Annotated in this window: 16 protein-coding genes; 8 read left to right on the forward strand and 8 right to left on the reverse strand. The window is 64.3% G+C overall.

Annotated elements, in window-relative coordinates; translation table 11 throughout:
• Positions 1-174 precede the first annotated feature (174 nt).
• Entirely contained in the window at positions 175-1,047 is an 873-nt protein-coding gene (locus IVA82_RS22065) for a sugar ABC transporter permease (RefSeq protein ID WP_247390559.1), read from the forward strand.
• The gene (locus IVA82_RS22070) at positions 1,044-1,895 is read left to right on the forward strand and encodes a carbohydrate ABC transporter permease (RefSeq protein ID WP_148742883.1); all 852 of its coding nucleotides are present in this window, start codon (positions 1,044-1,046) and stop codon (positions 1,893-1,895) included. The genes IVA82_RS22065 and IVA82_RS22070 overlap by 4 nt, the downstream gene beginning before the upstream one ends.
• A gap of 102 nt (positions 1,896-1,997) precedes the next feature.
• Here the strand turns inward: IVA82_RS22070 and IVA82_RS22075 are convergent, their stop codons facing one another.
• The 5 genes from IVA82_RS22075 to IVA82_RS22095 form a co-directional block, all read right to left on the reverse strand.
• Complete coding sequence (locus IVA82_RS22075) at positions 1,998-2,810, reverse strand: ABC transporter permease subunit (protein ID WP_247390561.1); 813 nt, start codon at positions 2,808-2,810, stop codon at positions 1,998-2,000.
• Between the two features lie 4 nt (positions 2,811-2,814).
• Positions 2,815-3,729, reverse strand: coding sequence for an ABC transporter permease subunit (locus IVA82_RS22080; RefSeq protein ID WP_247390563.1), 915 nt, complete (start codon positions 3,727-3,729; stop codon positions 2,815-2,817).
• On the reverse strand, positions 3,726-4,898 hold the full coding sequence (locus tag IVA82_RS22085; RefSeq protein WP_247390565.1) for an ABC transporter ATP-binding protein: 1,173 nt from the start codon (positions 4,896-4,898) through the stop codon (positions 3,726-3,728). The genes IVA82_RS22080 and IVA82_RS22085 overlap by 4 nt, the downstream gene beginning before the upstream one ends.
• A gap of 51 nt (positions 4,899-4,949) precedes the next feature.
• On the reverse strand, positions 4,950-6,428 hold the full coding sequence (locus IVA82_RS22090; protein ID WP_247390567.1) for a glycerol-3-phosphate dehydrogenase: 1,479 nt from the start codon (positions 6,426-6,428) through the stop codon (positions 4,950-4,952).
• Between the two features lie 141 nt (positions 6,429-6,569).
• Positions 6,570-9,254 carry an EAL domain-containing protein gene (locus tag IVA82_RS22095; RefSeq protein WP_247390570.1) on the reverse strand — a complete coding sequence of 895 codons (2,685 nt, stop codon included), beginning with the start codon at positions 9,252-9,254 and terminating at the stop codon, positions 6,570-6,572.
• 202 nt (positions 9,255-9,456) lie between these two features.
• On the opposite strand from IVA82_RS22095, the gene IVA82_RS22100 reads away from it, so the two are divergent.
• Positions 9,457-10,560 (forward strand): NAD(P)/FAD-dependent oxidoreductase, encoded by a 1,104-nt coding sequence (locus tag IVA82_RS22100; protein WP_247390572.1) that lies wholly within the window; start codon positions 9,457-9,459, stop codon positions 10,558-10,560.
• 102 nt (positions 10,561-10,662) lie between these two features.
• Here the strand turns inward: IVA82_RS22100 and IVA82_RS22105 are convergent, their stop codons facing one another.
• Entirely contained in the window at positions 10,663-10,842 is a 180-nt protein-coding gene (locus tag IVA82_RS22105) for a DUF465 domain-containing protein (protein WP_187436220.1), read from the reverse strand.
• A gap of 326 nt (positions 10,843-11,168) precedes the next feature.
• Here IVA82_RS22105 and IVA82_RS22110 point away from each other — a divergent pair, with 326 nt between their 5' ends.
• The 3 genes from IVA82_RS22110 (at position 11,169) to IVA82_RS22120 (ending at position 11,997) form a co-directional block, all read left to right on the forward strand.
• On the forward strand, positions 11,169-11,375 hold the full coding sequence (locus IVA82_RS22110; protein ID WP_027545541.1) for a DUF465 domain-containing protein: 207 nt from the start codon (positions 11,169-11,171) through the stop codon (positions 11,373-11,375).
• A gap of 129 nt (positions 11,376-11,504) precedes the next feature.
• Positions 11,505-11,723 (forward strand): hypothetical protein, encoded by a 219-nt coding sequence (locus tag IVA82_RS22115; RefSeq protein WP_129275230.1) that lies wholly within the window; start codon positions 11,505-11,507, stop codon positions 11,721-11,723.
• A gap of 22 nt (positions 11,724-11,745) precedes the next feature.
• Positions 11,746-11,997 carry a hypothetical protein gene (locus IVA82_RS22120; protein ID WP_247390573.1) on the forward strand — a complete coding sequence of 84 codons (252 nt, stop codon included), beginning with the start codon at positions 11,746-11,748 and terminating at the stop codon, positions 11,995-11,997.
• A gap of 108 nt (positions 11,998-12,105) precedes the next feature.
• Here IVA82_RS22120 and IVA82_RS22125 read toward each other — a convergent pair whose 3' ends face one another.
• Positions 12,106-12,807, reverse strand: a complete 702-nt coding sequence (locus IVA82_RS22125) for a GGDEF domain-containing protein (protein WP_247390576.1) — start codon at positions 12,805-12,807, stop codon at positions 12,106-12,108.
• 142 nt (positions 12,808-12,949) lie between these two features.
• Between IVA82_RS22125 and purE the strand changes: the two genes are divergently transcribed.
• Both purE and IVA82_RS22135 read left to right on the forward strand, forming a co-directional pair.
• Positions 12,950-13,438 (forward strand): 5-(carboxyamino)imidazole ribonucleotide mutase, encoded by a 489-nt coding sequence (gene purE, locus IVA82_RS22130; RefSeq protein ID WP_247493525.1) that lies wholly within the window; start codon positions 12,950-12,952, stop codon positions 13,436-13,438.
• Positions 13,435-14,541 (forward strand): 5-(carboxyamino)imidazole ribonucleotide synthase, encoded by a 1,107-nt coding sequence (locus IVA82_RS22135; protein WP_247390581.1) that lies wholly within the window; start codon positions 13,435-13,437, stop codon positions 14,539-14,541. The genes purE and IVA82_RS22135 overlap by 4 nt, the downstream gene beginning before the upstream one ends.
• A 37-nt stretch (positions 14,542-14,578) precedes the next feature.
• Here the strand turns inward: IVA82_RS22135 and aqpZ are convergent, their stop codons facing one another.
• On the reverse strand, positions 14,579-15,301 hold the full coding sequence (gene aqpZ / locus IVA82_RS22140; RefSeq protein WP_247390584.1) for an aquaporin Z: 723 nt from the start codon (positions 15,299-15,301) through the stop codon (positions 14,579-14,581).
• Between the last annotated feature and the right edge of the window lie 4 nt (positions 15,302-15,305).

Genomic DNA, 15,305 nt, shown 5'->3' on the forward strand with positions numbered 1-15,305 from the left:
ACAAGCCTCCGCCAGTCAATCCCAGCAAGCCAAAGCCCAGGTTCTCTCTCGACCAGCTGGAGCTCATCTATGTGTGATTTTCCCGGGACAGCCCTGCGCTCCGCGGGGAGAGGTGCTAGAACAGCCACCGGCCGCCTCTCGCGGCCGGCAATTCGTTTTGAAGAGTCCTAAAGAATGGCGATCACGCTCTCTGGCGATCATGCGATCCCCTCACCGCCCTTGTCGTCGCGGCTGACCCCGGCGCAGGTCTGGGGCATCGTGCTGCTCGCGCCCTATCTGCTCGTCTTCCTCGCCTTCGTCGTCTATCCCGTCTGCTATGGGCTCTGGCTGGCGCGTGCTCCGGCGAACTATGTCGCGCTCTATAACGACCCGATCTTCGCGCGCGCCGCGGTCAACACGCTGATTTTCCTGGTCATCGGCATCAACATCAAGATGCTGATCGCGCTGTTCCTGTCCGGCTTCTTCGCGCAGCAGCGCACCTGGATCAAATGGCTTTCGGTGATCTTCATCCTGCCCTGGGCGGTGCCGTCGATCCCGACCATTTTGTCGGTGCGCTTCATGCTCAATCCCGAATGGGGTGTGATCAACCACCTCATCTTCTCTTTCACCGGCGATGACGGCCCGAACTGGCTGAACGACCCGACGGTGGCGCTGACCATGGCGATCGCTGTGCACATCTGGAAGTCGCTGCCGTTCTGGACGCTGATCCTGATCACCGGCCGGCTTGCGATCTCGCACGATCTGTTCGAGGCCGCCGAGGTCGACGGTGCGAGCTGGTGGCAGAAATTCCGCTTCATCACCTGGCCGTCGATGCAGACGCTCTACATCACCTGCACGCTGCTCTCGATGATCTGGACGCTGGGAGACTTCAACAGCGTCTACCTGCTCACCGGCGGCGGGCCGGCCGACCTCACGCACGTGCTGGCGACGCTCGGCATCCGCTATCTCAGGCTCGACCAGCTCTCGCTCGCGATGGCCTCCATCGTCTGCGCGATGCCGTTCGTCCTGCCGCTCGTGTACTTCATGATGAAACGGTTGTCGCGATGAAGATCCCTACCCTACGCGAAGTCGCGACCGAAGCGCGGTTGCTGCTGATCGGCATTCCCGTCTTCATCTGGACGATGGTTCCGATCTATCACATGTTCCTGTTCGCGATCTCTCCGAAGGAGGACGCGTTCTCGGGCAAGCTGTGGCCGGATCATCCAACGCTGCACAACTTCGAAATCGTGTTCAAGCAGCAGCACTATTTCCTGCGCGACTTCTACGTTCAGTTCTGGAATTCGTTGGTGATCGCCGCCTCTGTCGGCGTGCTGACGCTGTTCATCGCCACCGCGGCGGCGTTCTCGATCTCGCGGCTGAAGGTGCCCGGCGGGCGCATCGTGATGAACCTTGCGCTGTTTACCTATTTCATCCCCGCGGCGTTCCTCGCCGTGCCGATGTACCGCACCATGGGGAATTACGGCCTGCTCAACAATCACTGGGCACTGATCCTCGCCATGGTGACGATCGCCTCGCCCTACGCGATCTGGGTGCTGAAGCAAGCGTCCGACAAGCTGCCGGTCGAGCTCGACGAGGCCGCGGTGATGGACGGCGCCACCACGCTCCAGATCTTCCGCCTGGTCTACCTGCCGCTGATGATGCCCTCGCTGGTCGCGATCGGCACCTATGCGGTGCTGCTCGCCTGGAACGAATATCTCTACGCGTTCCTGCTGCTCTCGAACGACCGCGAGATCACGCTCCCGGTCGCGCTCGGCAACTTCCTCGCCGCCGACGATTCGCCCTGGGAGCTGTTGATGACGACCGGCTTCATCTACGCGCTGCCGCCGGCCGCAATCTACTACGCCTTCCGCCGCTACATGGTGGGCGGGCTCACGGCGGGTGCAGTGAAGTCGTAAATAGCGCTCATCATTGCGAGCGAAGCGAAGCAATCCAGACTACCTCTGCAGAGACAGACTGGATTGCTTCGTCGTAAGAGCTCCTCGCAATGACAGCGCGGTCTAAAGCGGCGCCGCGCTCTCGCCCTGCGAGCTCGACAGTTTCGAGACGAGCGAGGCGATAACGATGACGATCGCGATCAGGCCGATCACGAGCGTACAGATCGCGTTGATCTCTGGCTTCACGCCAAGCCGCACCTCGGAATAGATCCGGATCGGCAAGGTCGCCGAACCGGGGCCGGTGGTGAAGCTCGCGATCACGAGATCGTCGAGCGACAGCGTGAAAGCCAGCATCCAGCCCGCGACGATGGTGGGCGCGATCAGCGGCAGCGTGACGGCAGCGAACGCGCGGACCGGGTCGCAGCCGAGGTCCATCGCAGCCTCCTCCAGCGAACGGTCGAGCGAGCCGAGGCGGGACTGCACGACCACCGCTACGAAGCACATCGTCAGTGTGGTGTGCGCAATCGTCACCGTCCAGAAGCCGCGCTCGGCGTTCAGTGCCACGAACAGCAGCAGCAGCGACAGTCCGGTGATCACCTCCGGCATCACCAGCGGCGCATAGAGCATGCCGGAGAACAGCGTGCGGCCGCCAAAGCGCTCGCCGCGCGACAGCGCGACGGCGGCCAGCGTGCCGAGCAGGGTGGCGATGCTCGCGGAGGAGGCCGCGACCTCGAGGCTCATCCAGGCCGCCTCGATCATGGCGCGGTCGCCAAAGAACTCGTGATACCAGCGCAGCGACCAGCCGCCCCACACCGTCACCAGCCGCGAGGCGTTGAACGAATAGATGACGAGAATGAGGATCGGCAAATAAAGGAACCCTAGCCCCAGCGCGAGCGAGGCGATGTTGAAGCGGGACAGGCGGGAGCGTTTGCGCATCGCCTCACCGCCCCTGTTCCAGTTGCCGGCGCTGCAGCCGTTCGTACAGCAGGAGCGGCACCAACAGCACCACGAGGAGAATGATGGCCGCAGCGGACGCGACGGGCCAATCCTTGTTGGTGAAGAACTCGAGCCACAGGGTCTGGCCGATCATCAGCGAATTTGAGCCGGCCAGAAGGTCGGGAATGACGAACTCGCCGACGATCGGAATGAAGCAGAGCAGCACGCCGGCGCCGACGCCCGGCAGCGATAGCGGGAAAGTGACGAGCCAGAATACCTGCCGGGGTGGCGCGCCCAGATCGCTGGCGGCCTCCTCCAGCGCCGGCTCCATCTTGGCGAGCGTCGCGTAGAGCGGCAGGATCATGAATGGCAGGTAGGAATAGACGATACCAATATACATCGCGCTGTCGGTGGAGAGCCACACCACCGGCTGGCTGACCAGATGCAGCGCCAGCAGGATCCGATTGAGCAGGCCGTCGTGCTGGAGGATGTTGATCCAGGCGTAGATGCGGATCAGGAACGAAGTCCAGAACGGCACGATCACCAGCACCATCGCCACTGCCTGCCAGCGGGTCGGCAGCCGTGCCATGCCGTAAGCGATGGGATAGCCGATCAAGAGCAGCAGCGCGGTCGCTGTGACGGCAACCGTGAGGCTGCGCACGTAAGCGTAGACATACAGGTCGTCGGAGACCAGCAGCTTGAAATTGTCGATCGACAGCGCGGCAAAGGCAGCCTCAAGCGATGCCCATCCCGCCGTCAGGTCGAATACCGGCTCGTAAGGCGGCTGCGCAATCGCGGTCTGCGACAGGCTGATCTTGAGTACGAAGCCGAACGGCACCAGGAAGAGCAGCACCATCCAGACATAAGGCGCGATCGCGGCAAAGCGCGCCGGTCGCGCGAAGATGCGGCGCGCGCTCATGGCGGCAGCACCACGCAGTCGTCGGGCGTGAACCACGCAACGACGTGCTGGTTCAGGCTATAGGCATCGGCGTCGAGGCGCGCACTGTTGGCCACCGAGGCCTGCACCATGCCACCCGTGTCGAGCTTCACCTTGTAGACGGTGGAGCCGCCGAGATAGCAGATGTCCGCGACCACGCCGTCCAGCCGGTTGATCGCCGTCTCATGGCCGGCCTCGCTCACCGGGCCAAGGCGAGATAGCTTGACCTTCTCGGGACGGATCGCGACCGACAATCTTGTTCCGTCGGTGGGCTCGCGCGGCTCGGCCACCACCAGCGTGCCGGCGTCGCGCGTGGCGATCACCAGGCGATGACCGTCGCGCAGCCTGAACTCGCCGTCGAACAGATTGACGTCACCGACGAACTCCGCGATCCAGCGCGAGCGCGGCGCCTCGTAGAGTTCGCGGGGACTCGCGACCTGGGCGAGCTTGCCGGCGTTCATCACGCCGATCCGGCTCGCCATCGTCATCGCTTCCTCCTGGTCATGGGTGACGATGATGAAAGTCGTGCCGAGCCGGCGCTGGAGCGCCATCAGCTCGCCTTGCGTGCTCTCGCGCAGCTTCTTGTCGAGCGCCGCGAGCGGCTCGTCGAGCAGAAGGAGCTGCGGCCGGCGCGCCAGTGCACGCGCCAGCGCCACGCGCTGGCGCTGGCCGCCGGAGAGCTGGTCGGGCTTGCGCTTTTCCAGCCCCTCGAGCTTCACCAGCGCCGTCATCTCCGCAACGCGCGTGTCGATGTCGGCGCGCGCCATGCCGGCGCGCTTCAGGCCGAAGGCGATGTTATCGCGCACCGACAGGTGCGGAAACAGCGCATAGCTCTGGAACATCATGTTGATCGGGCGCTCGTGCGGCAGCGCCTGCGCGATGTTCTTGCCGCCGAGCAGGATGCGTCCCTCGTCCGGTGCCTCGAAGCCGGCGAGCATGCGCAACAGCGTGGTCTTGCCGCAGCCGCTCGGACCAAGCAGCGCAAAGAACTCGCCGGCCCTGATATCGAGCGAGACGCCGTCCACGGCCCGGAACGTCCCGAACGACTTCGCCGCTCCCTCGATGCGCAGCAACGGCTGGTCGAGCGCCGGATGTGTCTCCACATCCGCAACACCCGCTGCGGCTTCCATTTTGGGCAACTCTTCAGCCATGTTTCCCGCCAACCCGATTCCACCGCACGCTAGCGGCCGATCGGCCTTTGCTCAACCGGTCCGAGGCGGATCATTTACATTCGCCATGAATACGGCCAGCGCGTCGCGGTCGTCGGCGGGCATGGTCAGCCCGAGCTTGGAGCGGCGCCACAGAATATCGTCGGGGAAGCGCGCCCATTCCATCTTCATGAGATAGCGCACCTCTGCACCGGTCAGCTCCGGACCGAAGCCGGGGCCGAGTTCGTCGCGGGTCTTCGCCTCGCCGAGCACAGCCGGTAGCCGCGAGCCGTAGGCTGCAACCAGCCGCTGAGACTGCGGCTCGGACAGAAACGGCCAGCGGTCGCGCGCGAGATCGACCTCGTCATCGAACCGATCCCAGGCGAAGTCTCCGCCAGGTAACGCCGCGCCGGCGGTCCAGCGCGGCGACATCGGATAGAACGGCGTCAGCTTGGTCACTGCAAGCTCCGCGCGCAGGCGCGAGGTGGTGATGTCGCCGCCGAACATCGTGAGCAACGGCGCCTTGCGCCGGCGCGCGTCAAACTGCGCCGTCCCGTCCCGCCTCCGCGGCGATGCCGGCACCAAGTTGACGCCGGCGATGGTCCGCACCACGTCGGCCGGCGCGACCCGTTCACGGAAATAGCGGCTCGCCGCCTCGCAAAGATAGGCCATGTCGGCGCCCGGCATCGCCACGATCGCAGGGTCTCCGGTGAAGGCACGCGTGACGGTGCCGATCAGCGTAAAGTCGTGTTCAAACGGACTGGCGAAGATCAGCCGCCCGTCGTTGTTCTGGAAGACGTAGACGTTCCCGGACTCAAACAGCCGCGGCACGACAATCTGGCTCATCTGCATGGCCGCCATCGGCGGCTGCGGCTGCCGCAGCACGGTCTCGGCGACCATCGAGGTCCAGGCCCCCGTGGCATTGGCCAGCGCGCGCGCCGTGATCATCCGGCGATAGCCGCGGTCGATCACGGCAAGCCGCCAGACATCGGTCCGGTCGGCGCGCACGCAGCGCGCTCCGGTCCGGATCACGGCGCCACGTTCGGCGGCATCCAGTGCCGTGAGCACCACCAGGCGGGAATCGTCGACGACGCAATCCGAATATTCGAAAGCGATCCCGAACGGACGCTTCAGGGCGTTGCCGACCGGATGATGCGTAATGTCGAGGGTCGTCGTTGCTGGCAGGCCGCCCCGGTGCGTGAGGCTATCATAGACGAACAGGCCGGCGCGCAGCAGCCACGGCGGACGCTCGTCCGAATGAGCCGGGATCACGAAGCGCATCGGCCTGACCAGATGCGGCGCGATTCTGAGCCAGATCCGTCGCTCGGCCAGTGCCCGGCGCACCCGCCAGAAGCCCCGCCGTTCCAGCACCGACAGATCGCCGTGGACCAGCCGCGGCGTCGCCGACGAGGCGGCGCCGCCGAGATCGCCCTGTTCGACCAGGATGACCCGCAGGCCGCGGCCGGCGGCATCGCGCGCGAGGCTGACACCGTTCAGCCCGCCGCCGATGATCGCGAGGTCGTAATCCGCCATGAAGCCGTCGAGAGGAGCGAAACTAAGCGCCCGCCATCACTAGGGCCATTTCCGTTCCGATGAAATCGGGACGGGGCTCAAGATTCTCGTTTTGACGCGTTTTCTTGACGCGACCCAAAATCCACTTCGCTTGAAAACAAGCTAGCCGGTCTTGAGCGCAAGCTCCATGGTCTCGGCGCGGCCGACGAGGCCGGCATATTGCCCGATCGGCAACGGCTTGCCGAGCAGATAACCCTGGACGCCGTCGCAGCCCTCCTTGGCGAGGAAGGTCAGCTGGTCGAGCGTCTCGACGCCCTCCGCGATGATCGACATTTCAAGGCCGTGGCCGAGATCAATCACGGCGCGCACGATCGCCGCCGATTGCGGGTTGCGCCCGAGATTGATGACAAAGGCGCGATCGATCTTGATCTTGTCGAACGGGAACGCTTGCAGGTAGCTCAGCGAGGAATAGCCGCTGCCGAAATCATCCATGGAGATACGCACGCCGAGCGCCTTCAGCCGGCGCAGCAGCGCCAGACCGCGATCGAAATCCTCGATCAGAACGCCCTCGGTGATTTCGAGCTCGAGCCGGCCAGGCGCGAGCCCGGTCTCGAGCAGGATCGAATGGACCAGCCCGACCACATCGCCGTGCATGAACTGCGCCGGCGACAGATTGACCGCGACCTGGAGCGGCTTCGGCCACGACGCCGCCTCCCGGCAGACCTGACGAAGAATCCATTCGCCCATCTCGACGATCAGGCCGCTCTCCTCCGCGATGGGGATGAACTCAGCCGGCGAGACCTGGCCACGCACCGGATGCTGCCAGCGCGCCAGCGCCTCGAAGCCGATGATCTCGCTTTCGGCGACGCTATGCCCGGCGATCGCCTGCGGCTGGAAGGCGAGCGACAGCTCACCATTCCTGATCGCCATGGACAGGTCCTGGTGCAGCACGCGGCGGTCGCGGATCTGCTGGTCCATCTCCGGCTGGTAGAGGCTGATCGTGCCGCGTGACTTCTGCTTTGCCCGGAACAGCGCGGCACCCGCATTGGCGAGCAGCGAGGCGCCATCGGCGCCATTATGCGGGAAGATCGACATGCCGGTGGTGACGCCGGCGCGGACCGCGCGACCGTCGATCTGGAATTCCCGGGCGACGGCATCGCCGAGCTGTTGCGCCAGCGCAAGGCCCGTCTCCGGCTGCTTGCCGTCGATGATAAGGCCGAACTCGTCGCCGGACAGGCGCGCCACAACGCCGCCGCGCGCGGCATCCTGGAGCCGCTGCGCCACCTCGACCAAGAGCTTGTCGCCGAGCGCATGGCCGAAGACGTCGTTAACCTCCTTCAGTCCATCGAGATCGACGCAGAGGACGGCAAACTCCTCGCTGGTGCCCTCGCAGGCTTCGATCATCTGGGTCAGGGCCTGTAGGAAGGCCGCGCGGTTCGGCAGGTCGGTCAGGCCGTCATGATAGGCCATGTGCGCCATGCGCGATTCGGTCTGCCGCCGGTCGGTGACGTCCTCGTGGGTCTTGATCAGATATTGCGGCTCGCCGGTATCGCCAAGCACGGTGGCGCGGCGGGTGAGGAACAAGCGCAATCCGTCCTTGGTGGAGATCGGGTGCTCCTCGGTGATCATCCCGCGCTTCTTGATGGCAGCCTCGTCGCGCGCGATGATCAGCTTGGCTTCCTTGGGATTGAAGATATCGGCGGCGGTCAGGCCGGTGGCTTCTTCGCGCCTGCGGTTGAGGATCGTTTCGGCGCTGCGGTTGGCGAGCAGGTAGCGGCCGTCCTTGACCTCCTCCACGATCAGCGCCACCGGGATATTGTCAACCACGAGCTCGAGGAACTTCTTGGTGCTCTCCAGCTCCTGCGACAGCGAGCGCCGGTCGGTGATGTCCTCGAACACCAGCAGCAGGAATTCGGGCTGGTTGTTCTCGTTGCGGACCACGATCCGGATCGAGGCAACCATGCGCCGGGTCGCGCCGCGCTCGACCTCGAACTCATTGCGGAACTGACCGTCCGGCGCGTTGAGCGCCGCCTGGTCGGTCGCCTCGATGCTGGCCGCCGAGACCGGCGCGAACAACTCGCGCGCATTCTTGCCGGCGACATAGTCCCGCGAGAAGCCCCAGAACCGCTCATAGGCGCTGTTGGCAAAGATGTAGCGGCCGTCCTCGATGGTCTTTGCGGCAACGCAGGCCGGCACGTTGTCCAGCACCGTTTCCAGAAACTGCTTGGTAGACGCGAGCTGCCGCGACAGCCGGCGCTGCTCGCTGACGTCGAGATGTGTCGCCACCGAGCCGCCGTTGGGCAGCACGAAATATTTCACCAGGATGGCCCGCCCGTCCGGCAGTTCGGTGATCAGGCCGTTCAGGCTTGCCGCCTTCTCGTAGAACTCGTCGTCGGAGACACCAAGGACGCCGCGGTCGCGCCGCAGCTTGAGCAGGTCGTGGCCGTCCATGTTGGCCCAAAGATCCGACCGCGACAGGCCGTAGATCTCAAGATAGCGGTCGTTGCAGAAGATGATGCGCCGCTGCGCATCCGTCATCACCACGCCCTGGTTCAAACTGTTCATGGCGGAGGAGACGAAGGCGTTGCGCCGCAATTGCGACCGCTTGGCCCGGCCCACCGCGGAATGGATCCACAGCGCGATCGCCGCCAGCAGCGAGCAGACCGCGATTACTCCGATCAAGGCTTCCCAGACCAGACTGGGCTCAAGCCTACCGAGATGGCTCACCGGAGCAAGCTCTTCGAGCAGAGAAGAGGCGCGCGCCGGCGCGACCGCGCTGGCCAGGCACACGAGGGCCTGCACAGCAATCGGAAGCGTGCTGCCCACGTGCCAGTTCTTCTCAGCCATCAGCCACCCGCGATTTCAGCACGGGATTGTCTGGCTTCACGGGTTTGGATCGAGTAAACGCCTGTACGCGCAACAGAAAAATGTAACATCAAATACGACAATTGCCCTGACATGATAAATGCCTCGTTAACGGAAAACGGCGTTGGCGGCCGCCTTCGGGCTCCGATGCCATCGACGGTTCCAGCGGACATCTCGTACAACCATGGATAGGGTCGACTGCGTCGTCATCGGAGCCGGCGTGATCGGGCTCGCTGTGGCGCGAAAGCTGGCGCAGGCAGGCCGCGAGGTGATCGTGCTCGAGGTGGCCGAAGCCATCGGCACCGTCACCTCCTCGCGCAACAGCGAAGTGATCCACGCCGGCATCTACTACCGCGCCGGAAGCTGGATGGCGCGCATGTGCGTCAGCGGCAAGCACGCCCTCTACCGCTACTGCGCCGAGCGCGGGATCCCCCACAGGAATTGCGGCAAGCTGATCGTCGCCACCAGTGCAAGGGAAACCGAGAAGCTGCAATCGATCAAGACGCATGCCGAGGCCAATGGCGTACTCGACATGCAGCTGCTCTCCGGCGAGGCCGCGCGCGCGCTGGAGCCGGCGCTTGCCTGCGACGCCGCGCTGCTCTCGCCTTCAACGGGCATCATCGACAGCCACGCCTACATGCTATCGCTGCGCGGCGAGGCCGAGGCGGCGGGCGCAGCCTTTGCGTTTCGCACGCCGATGATCCGCGCCAAGGCGACGGGCGGCGTCATCGAGATCGACGCCGGCGGCGAATCGCCGATGACGCTGCAATGCGGCCTGCTCGTCAACGCCGCAGGTCTCTCGGCGACGACGGTGGCGCGCAACATCGACGGCATGCCGCTGGACCGGATTCCGCCGGCCTACCTCGCCAAGGGAAATTACTTCAGCTGCAACGCCAAGGCGCCGTTCTCGCGCCTGATCTATCCGGTACCCGAACCGGGCGGGCTCGGTGTGCATCTGACGCTGGACCTGGCAGGCCAGGCGCGTTTCGGCCCGGACGTCGAATGGATCGAGACGATCGACTACGCGGTCGATCCCTCGCGCGCCGAGCGCTTCTATCCGGCGATCCGCAAATACTGGCCGACGCTGCCCGATGGCGCGCTGCTGCCGAGCTATTCGGGCATTCGTCCGAAGATTGTGCCGCCGGCCGTCGCCACGCAGGATTTCCTGATGCAGGGCCCGCGCGATCATGGGGTCGAAGGCCTGATCAATCTGTTCGGCATCGAATCGCCGGGGCTGACGTCATCGCTCGCAATCGCGGATCACGTCGCCGAGTTCGCGGGACTCTAGCGCAAACAAGTCTATACGACGCAGCCTTACGCAGGGACGAGCGCAAAAGCTCTCATCCCTGCGTGAAAGGGTAGGATCAACTCTACGCTGTTACGGGGGTCACTAGTGAAGCGTTTCGTTCTGCTTCAATCGCTCGATCTGGTCCTTGACCATCAGCTTCCGGCGCTTCAACTCAACAATTCGCAGGTCGTCTGTTGAAAGGTGCACGAGAGCTTCGTGCAATTCGTTTTCGAGAGTTTTATGCTTCCGTTCCAATTCAACCAGATGTGCCTGAATTGTCATTCGAAACCTCCTCGGTAGGGGCAACCTTGGATTCGATCCGGACGAGCAAGTGTACATCACCGATTCGTTCTGTCGATGGGTATCCATCATCGCAGTGTCATTTTTGAAAATTCATATGTAACGAAGCGTGAGTAAGGGAACCGCGGCGGAAAAATCCGTGATATCAATGCGTCTGCGCGGCGCCGTTGCGATCCAGGGAAATAACTTGCGGTAGATCCGTAAGCCACGATCCGAGATCGCTTGCGGTCACGCGGCGCAAGGACGATAATTTCCACAGGGCATCCACAGCCTTAATCTCAGCCTATCGGTTTTCGGCCACCGCAGACATGACCCATGAAGACGAGCGCGAGCTCGAAGCCGAGCTCGCCCGGTTGCAGCAGGAACACCGAGATCTCGATGCGGCGATCGATGCACTGCATCAATCGCCTGCCCCTGACCTATTGCGGTTACAGCGATTGAAGAAACGCAAGCTGCTGTTGCGAGATCGCATCGCGTTCATCGAAGACCAGATCACGCCCGACATCATCGCCTGATCCACAGCCATCGTTCCGGGGGCGCTTCGCAGCATTTGAATCCGCTTGACTCGAAAAGAACAAAAAAGGAACATTTACAGACCCTGATGCCCCAGAAAACCGCCCAGCAAACGCCCAAGGACAACGCGCATGTCGGCAACCGCCCTTTTCGACAACAGCCATTACGAACAAGCCTGCGATCAGGCGATCGCGATGTGCGACGGCAATCTGCGCAGCACCATCAAGGCGCTGATCATGGCCAACGAATATCTGGAGGCCGAACTCGAGGAGTTGCAGGCGGCGATCTCGGCCGGCTGCATTCCGGAGACTTCACGCAGCAAGATGCGGAGCAAGAGCAGCGCCGCCTGAGTTCACCCCCTGGAGCAACGCCATGTCGGACGTGACCTATTACGTTGCAATGCCCTTTTTGATGGATGCCGACGGATCGCCGGTCGCGGGTGCGGCTGAGGAATGTCAATCCTCGGCCGCAGCGCTGCGGCGCGCCGAGATCCTGGCGCGCGGTGCCGGCCACATCGGCGCAGTCGCATTCAGCCGCAGCGGCAATCCCATGACCGGCGAATTCGGTGACGCAACGCTGTTGCGCAAATTCGGCAACGTGCCGCAAGATCTCGCCACGCTTTGATTCATTTTGTTCGAGCATGATCTCCGCGCAAACGCGTTCCGCGTTTGTCGCGAGGGAAAACCGCTGCACACTTTGCGCTAACGCGGCCCTTCGGGTCCGGATCATGCTCTAGTTGCCGACGAGCCTGACGTGCGGCTCATGCCGCCGGTGCGCCTTGCGGACATACATGGCGGCGTCGGCCTGCTCCAGCGCACGAGCCGCATCGGATTGCGGGCCGAGCAACGCGACGCCGGCGGAAGCGCCCGCAGTCACGCGCTGTCCGCGAAAGACAAAGGACAATTCGTCGACGGCCTGCTCGAAAATCGCGGCCTTCGCCTTGGCATCGGTCTCGCTGAGATTCCACAACAGCAGCGCGAACTCGTCGCCGCCGAGCCGGCCGACCACGTCCGACGCGCGGATCTGCCGCTTCAGTGCTCCCGCAATCGCCTTGAGCACCTCATCGCCGGCGGCGTGGCCGAAGGAATCGTTGACCGGCTTCAGCCGATCCACGTCGAGCACGATCAGCGCCCCGCTAGCGCGATAACGTTTCATGTAGGCAATGGCGCGGTTGAGCTCGCGTTCGAAGCCGCGCCGGTTCGGGATGTCGAGCAGGAAATCGGTATCGGCGGCCGCCTCGAGTTCCGCGACCCGCAGCATTGCCGCCTTGAGCTTGCTCCGCAGGTTGCGGATAGCAGCCTTGGCGCCGTCATCGGCCGACGCGAAGCGACGGGCCGGCCCGGCGGAACGCCTGGGTGCAGTCCTGGATCGGTTCGCGCTGGTCTTGCGGCCCTTTTTGGCCTTCGCAGCGCTTGCCCTTTTCGGTTTCTTCATGGGCATCCTGCTCAATGAAGGCTTGCGGGGATTCACCAAGACAGGATAGTGCATTCCCTTCTCCTTGCCACCGCCTTGCGATCCGCCGGCCGGAACCGTTAATCTGGCCTATGTTTCCGTTTTCCCGAGCACAATTGACGTCATGACCGCGCCGATCGCCATTATCATGGGAAGCCAGTCGGACTGGGAGACAATGCGGCATGCAGCCGACACGCTTGCAGCGCTCGGCATCGCCGCCGACTCCCGCATCGTCTCGGCCCACCGGACCCCCGATCGGCTGTTCGCTTTCGCCAAGGGCGCCAAGGCGGCGGGTTACAAGGTCATCATTGCCGGCGCCGGCGGCGCCGCGCATCTGCCCGGCATGGCTGCAGCGCTGACGGAACTCCCCGTCTTCGGCGTTCCCATCGAATCCAGGACCCTCAAGGGCCTGGATTCGCTGTACTCGATCGTCCAGATGCCCGCCGGCGTCCCGGTCGGCACCCTCGCCATCGGCAAGGCGGGCGCGATCAACGCGGCGCTGCTCGCCGCAAGCGTGCTGGCACTGTCCGACCCGGCCCTGTCCGATCGCCTTGCAGCCTGGCGCAAGGCGCAGACCGAGGCGGTTGCCGAACGCCCGGAGGACAGGGCGTGACGGACACCAGACCGGTGAAGCTGAAGCCCGGCGACACCATCGGAATCCTCGGCGGCGGACAGCTCGGCCGGATGCTGGCAATGTCGGCGGCACGGCTCGGCCTGCGCTGCCAGGTGTTCTCACCCGACCCGGATTCGCCGGCCTTCGACGTCGTGCTGAACGCAACCTGCGCCGAATATGCCGATGTCGAGGCGCTGGAGATGTTCGCCAACGACGTCGACGTCATCACCTACGAGTTCGAGAACGTGCCGGCGGCCGCCGCGATGGTGCTGGATGCGCGCCGCCCGGTTCTGCCCAACCGCAAGGTCCTCGAGACCACCCAGGACCGGCTCGCCGAGAAGGATTTCGTGACGCGGCTCGGCATCGGCACCGCTGCTTATGCCGACGTCACGTCCGTCGCTTCGTTACGCGAGGCAATCGTCCGGATCGGACTCCCGGCCGTGCTGAAGACCCGCCGCTTTGGCTACGATGGCAAAGGCCAGGCCATCATCCGCCAGGGCGACGACATCGCCAGGATCTGGACCAGCCTCGGTACCAAGCAGGCCATCCTGGAAGCCTTCGTGCCGTTCGAGCGCGAGATTTCTGTGATTGCCGCGCGCTCGGCCGCGGGCCAGGTCGAGTGTTTCGACGTCACCGAGAACGAGCATCGCGACCACATCCTGAAAGTGTCGCGGGCGCCCGCGTCGATTCCGGATCCGCTGGCGGAGGAAGCCCGCAGCATCGCAGGTAAAATCGCAAACGCACTGGACTATGTCGGCGTGCTCGCCGTCGAGATGTTCGTTCTCGCCAATGGCACCGGACCGAAGGTGCTGGTCAACGAGATCGCCCCGCGCGTGCACAATTCCGGACACTGGACGCTGGACGGCGCGTCTGTCTCCCAGTTCGAGCAGCACATCCGTGCCATTGCCGGCTGGCCGCTCGGCAGGCCTGTGCGCCACGGCGAGGTTGTCACCATGACCAATCTGATCGGCGACGAGATCAACGATTACGAGAGATGGCTGACCGCCCCGGGCGCGACCGTCCACATCTACGGCAAGGGCGCGCCGCGCCCCGGCCGCAAGATGGGCCACGTCACCGAAGTCAAGCCGGCAACGGGCAAGTAACGGGACCGCGGCGATTGCCTGCGATCCCGCTCTCCGATCACGCCGTCTTCGCGCCCGCGACGACGCCGGTGGGCTCTTCGCTCAGCCAGCGATAGATCACGCCGCCCAGCGCGCCACCGATCAGCGGTGCGACCCAGAACAGCCAGAGCTGAGCCAGCGCCCAGCCGCCGACAAACAGGGCCGGTCCCGTGCTGCGCGCCGGGTTTACCGACGTGTTGGTGACGGGAATGCTGACGAGATGGATCATCACCAGCGCGAGCCCGATCGCGAGTGGCGCAAAACCGGCGGGCGCGCGGCCATGAGTCGCGCCCATGATGACGAACAGGAACATCATGGTCATCACCACCTCGGTGATGAAGCACACGATCATGCTGTATTGACCGGGTGAATGCGCGTCGTAGCCGTTCGATGCGAAGCCCTTGGTGACGTCGAACCCGGGAGCCCCGCTTGCGATGACGTAGAGCAGCCACGCGGCCACGATCGCGCCAGCCACCTGCGCAATCACGTAGGGCAGGATCTGCCCAGTTGGAAAGCGTCCGCCAGCTGCAAGGCCGACCGTGACGGCCGGGTTGAGATGGCAGCCCGAGATATGGCCGATCGCATAGGCCATGGTAACGACGCTCAGGCCGAACGCGAGGGACACGCCGACCAAGCCGATGCCGACCTGCGGAAGGGCGGCCGCGATCACGGCGCTGCCGCAGCCTGCGAATGTGAGCCAGAAGGTACCGATGGCCTCGGCGGCACATTTCTTCATGTCCATGTGA

Source organism: Bradyrhizobium sp. 142, assembly GCF_023074015.1.
Taxonomy (GTDB): domain Bacteria; phylum Pseudomonadota; class Alphaproteobacteria; order Rhizobiales; family Xanthobacteraceae; genus Bradyrhizobium.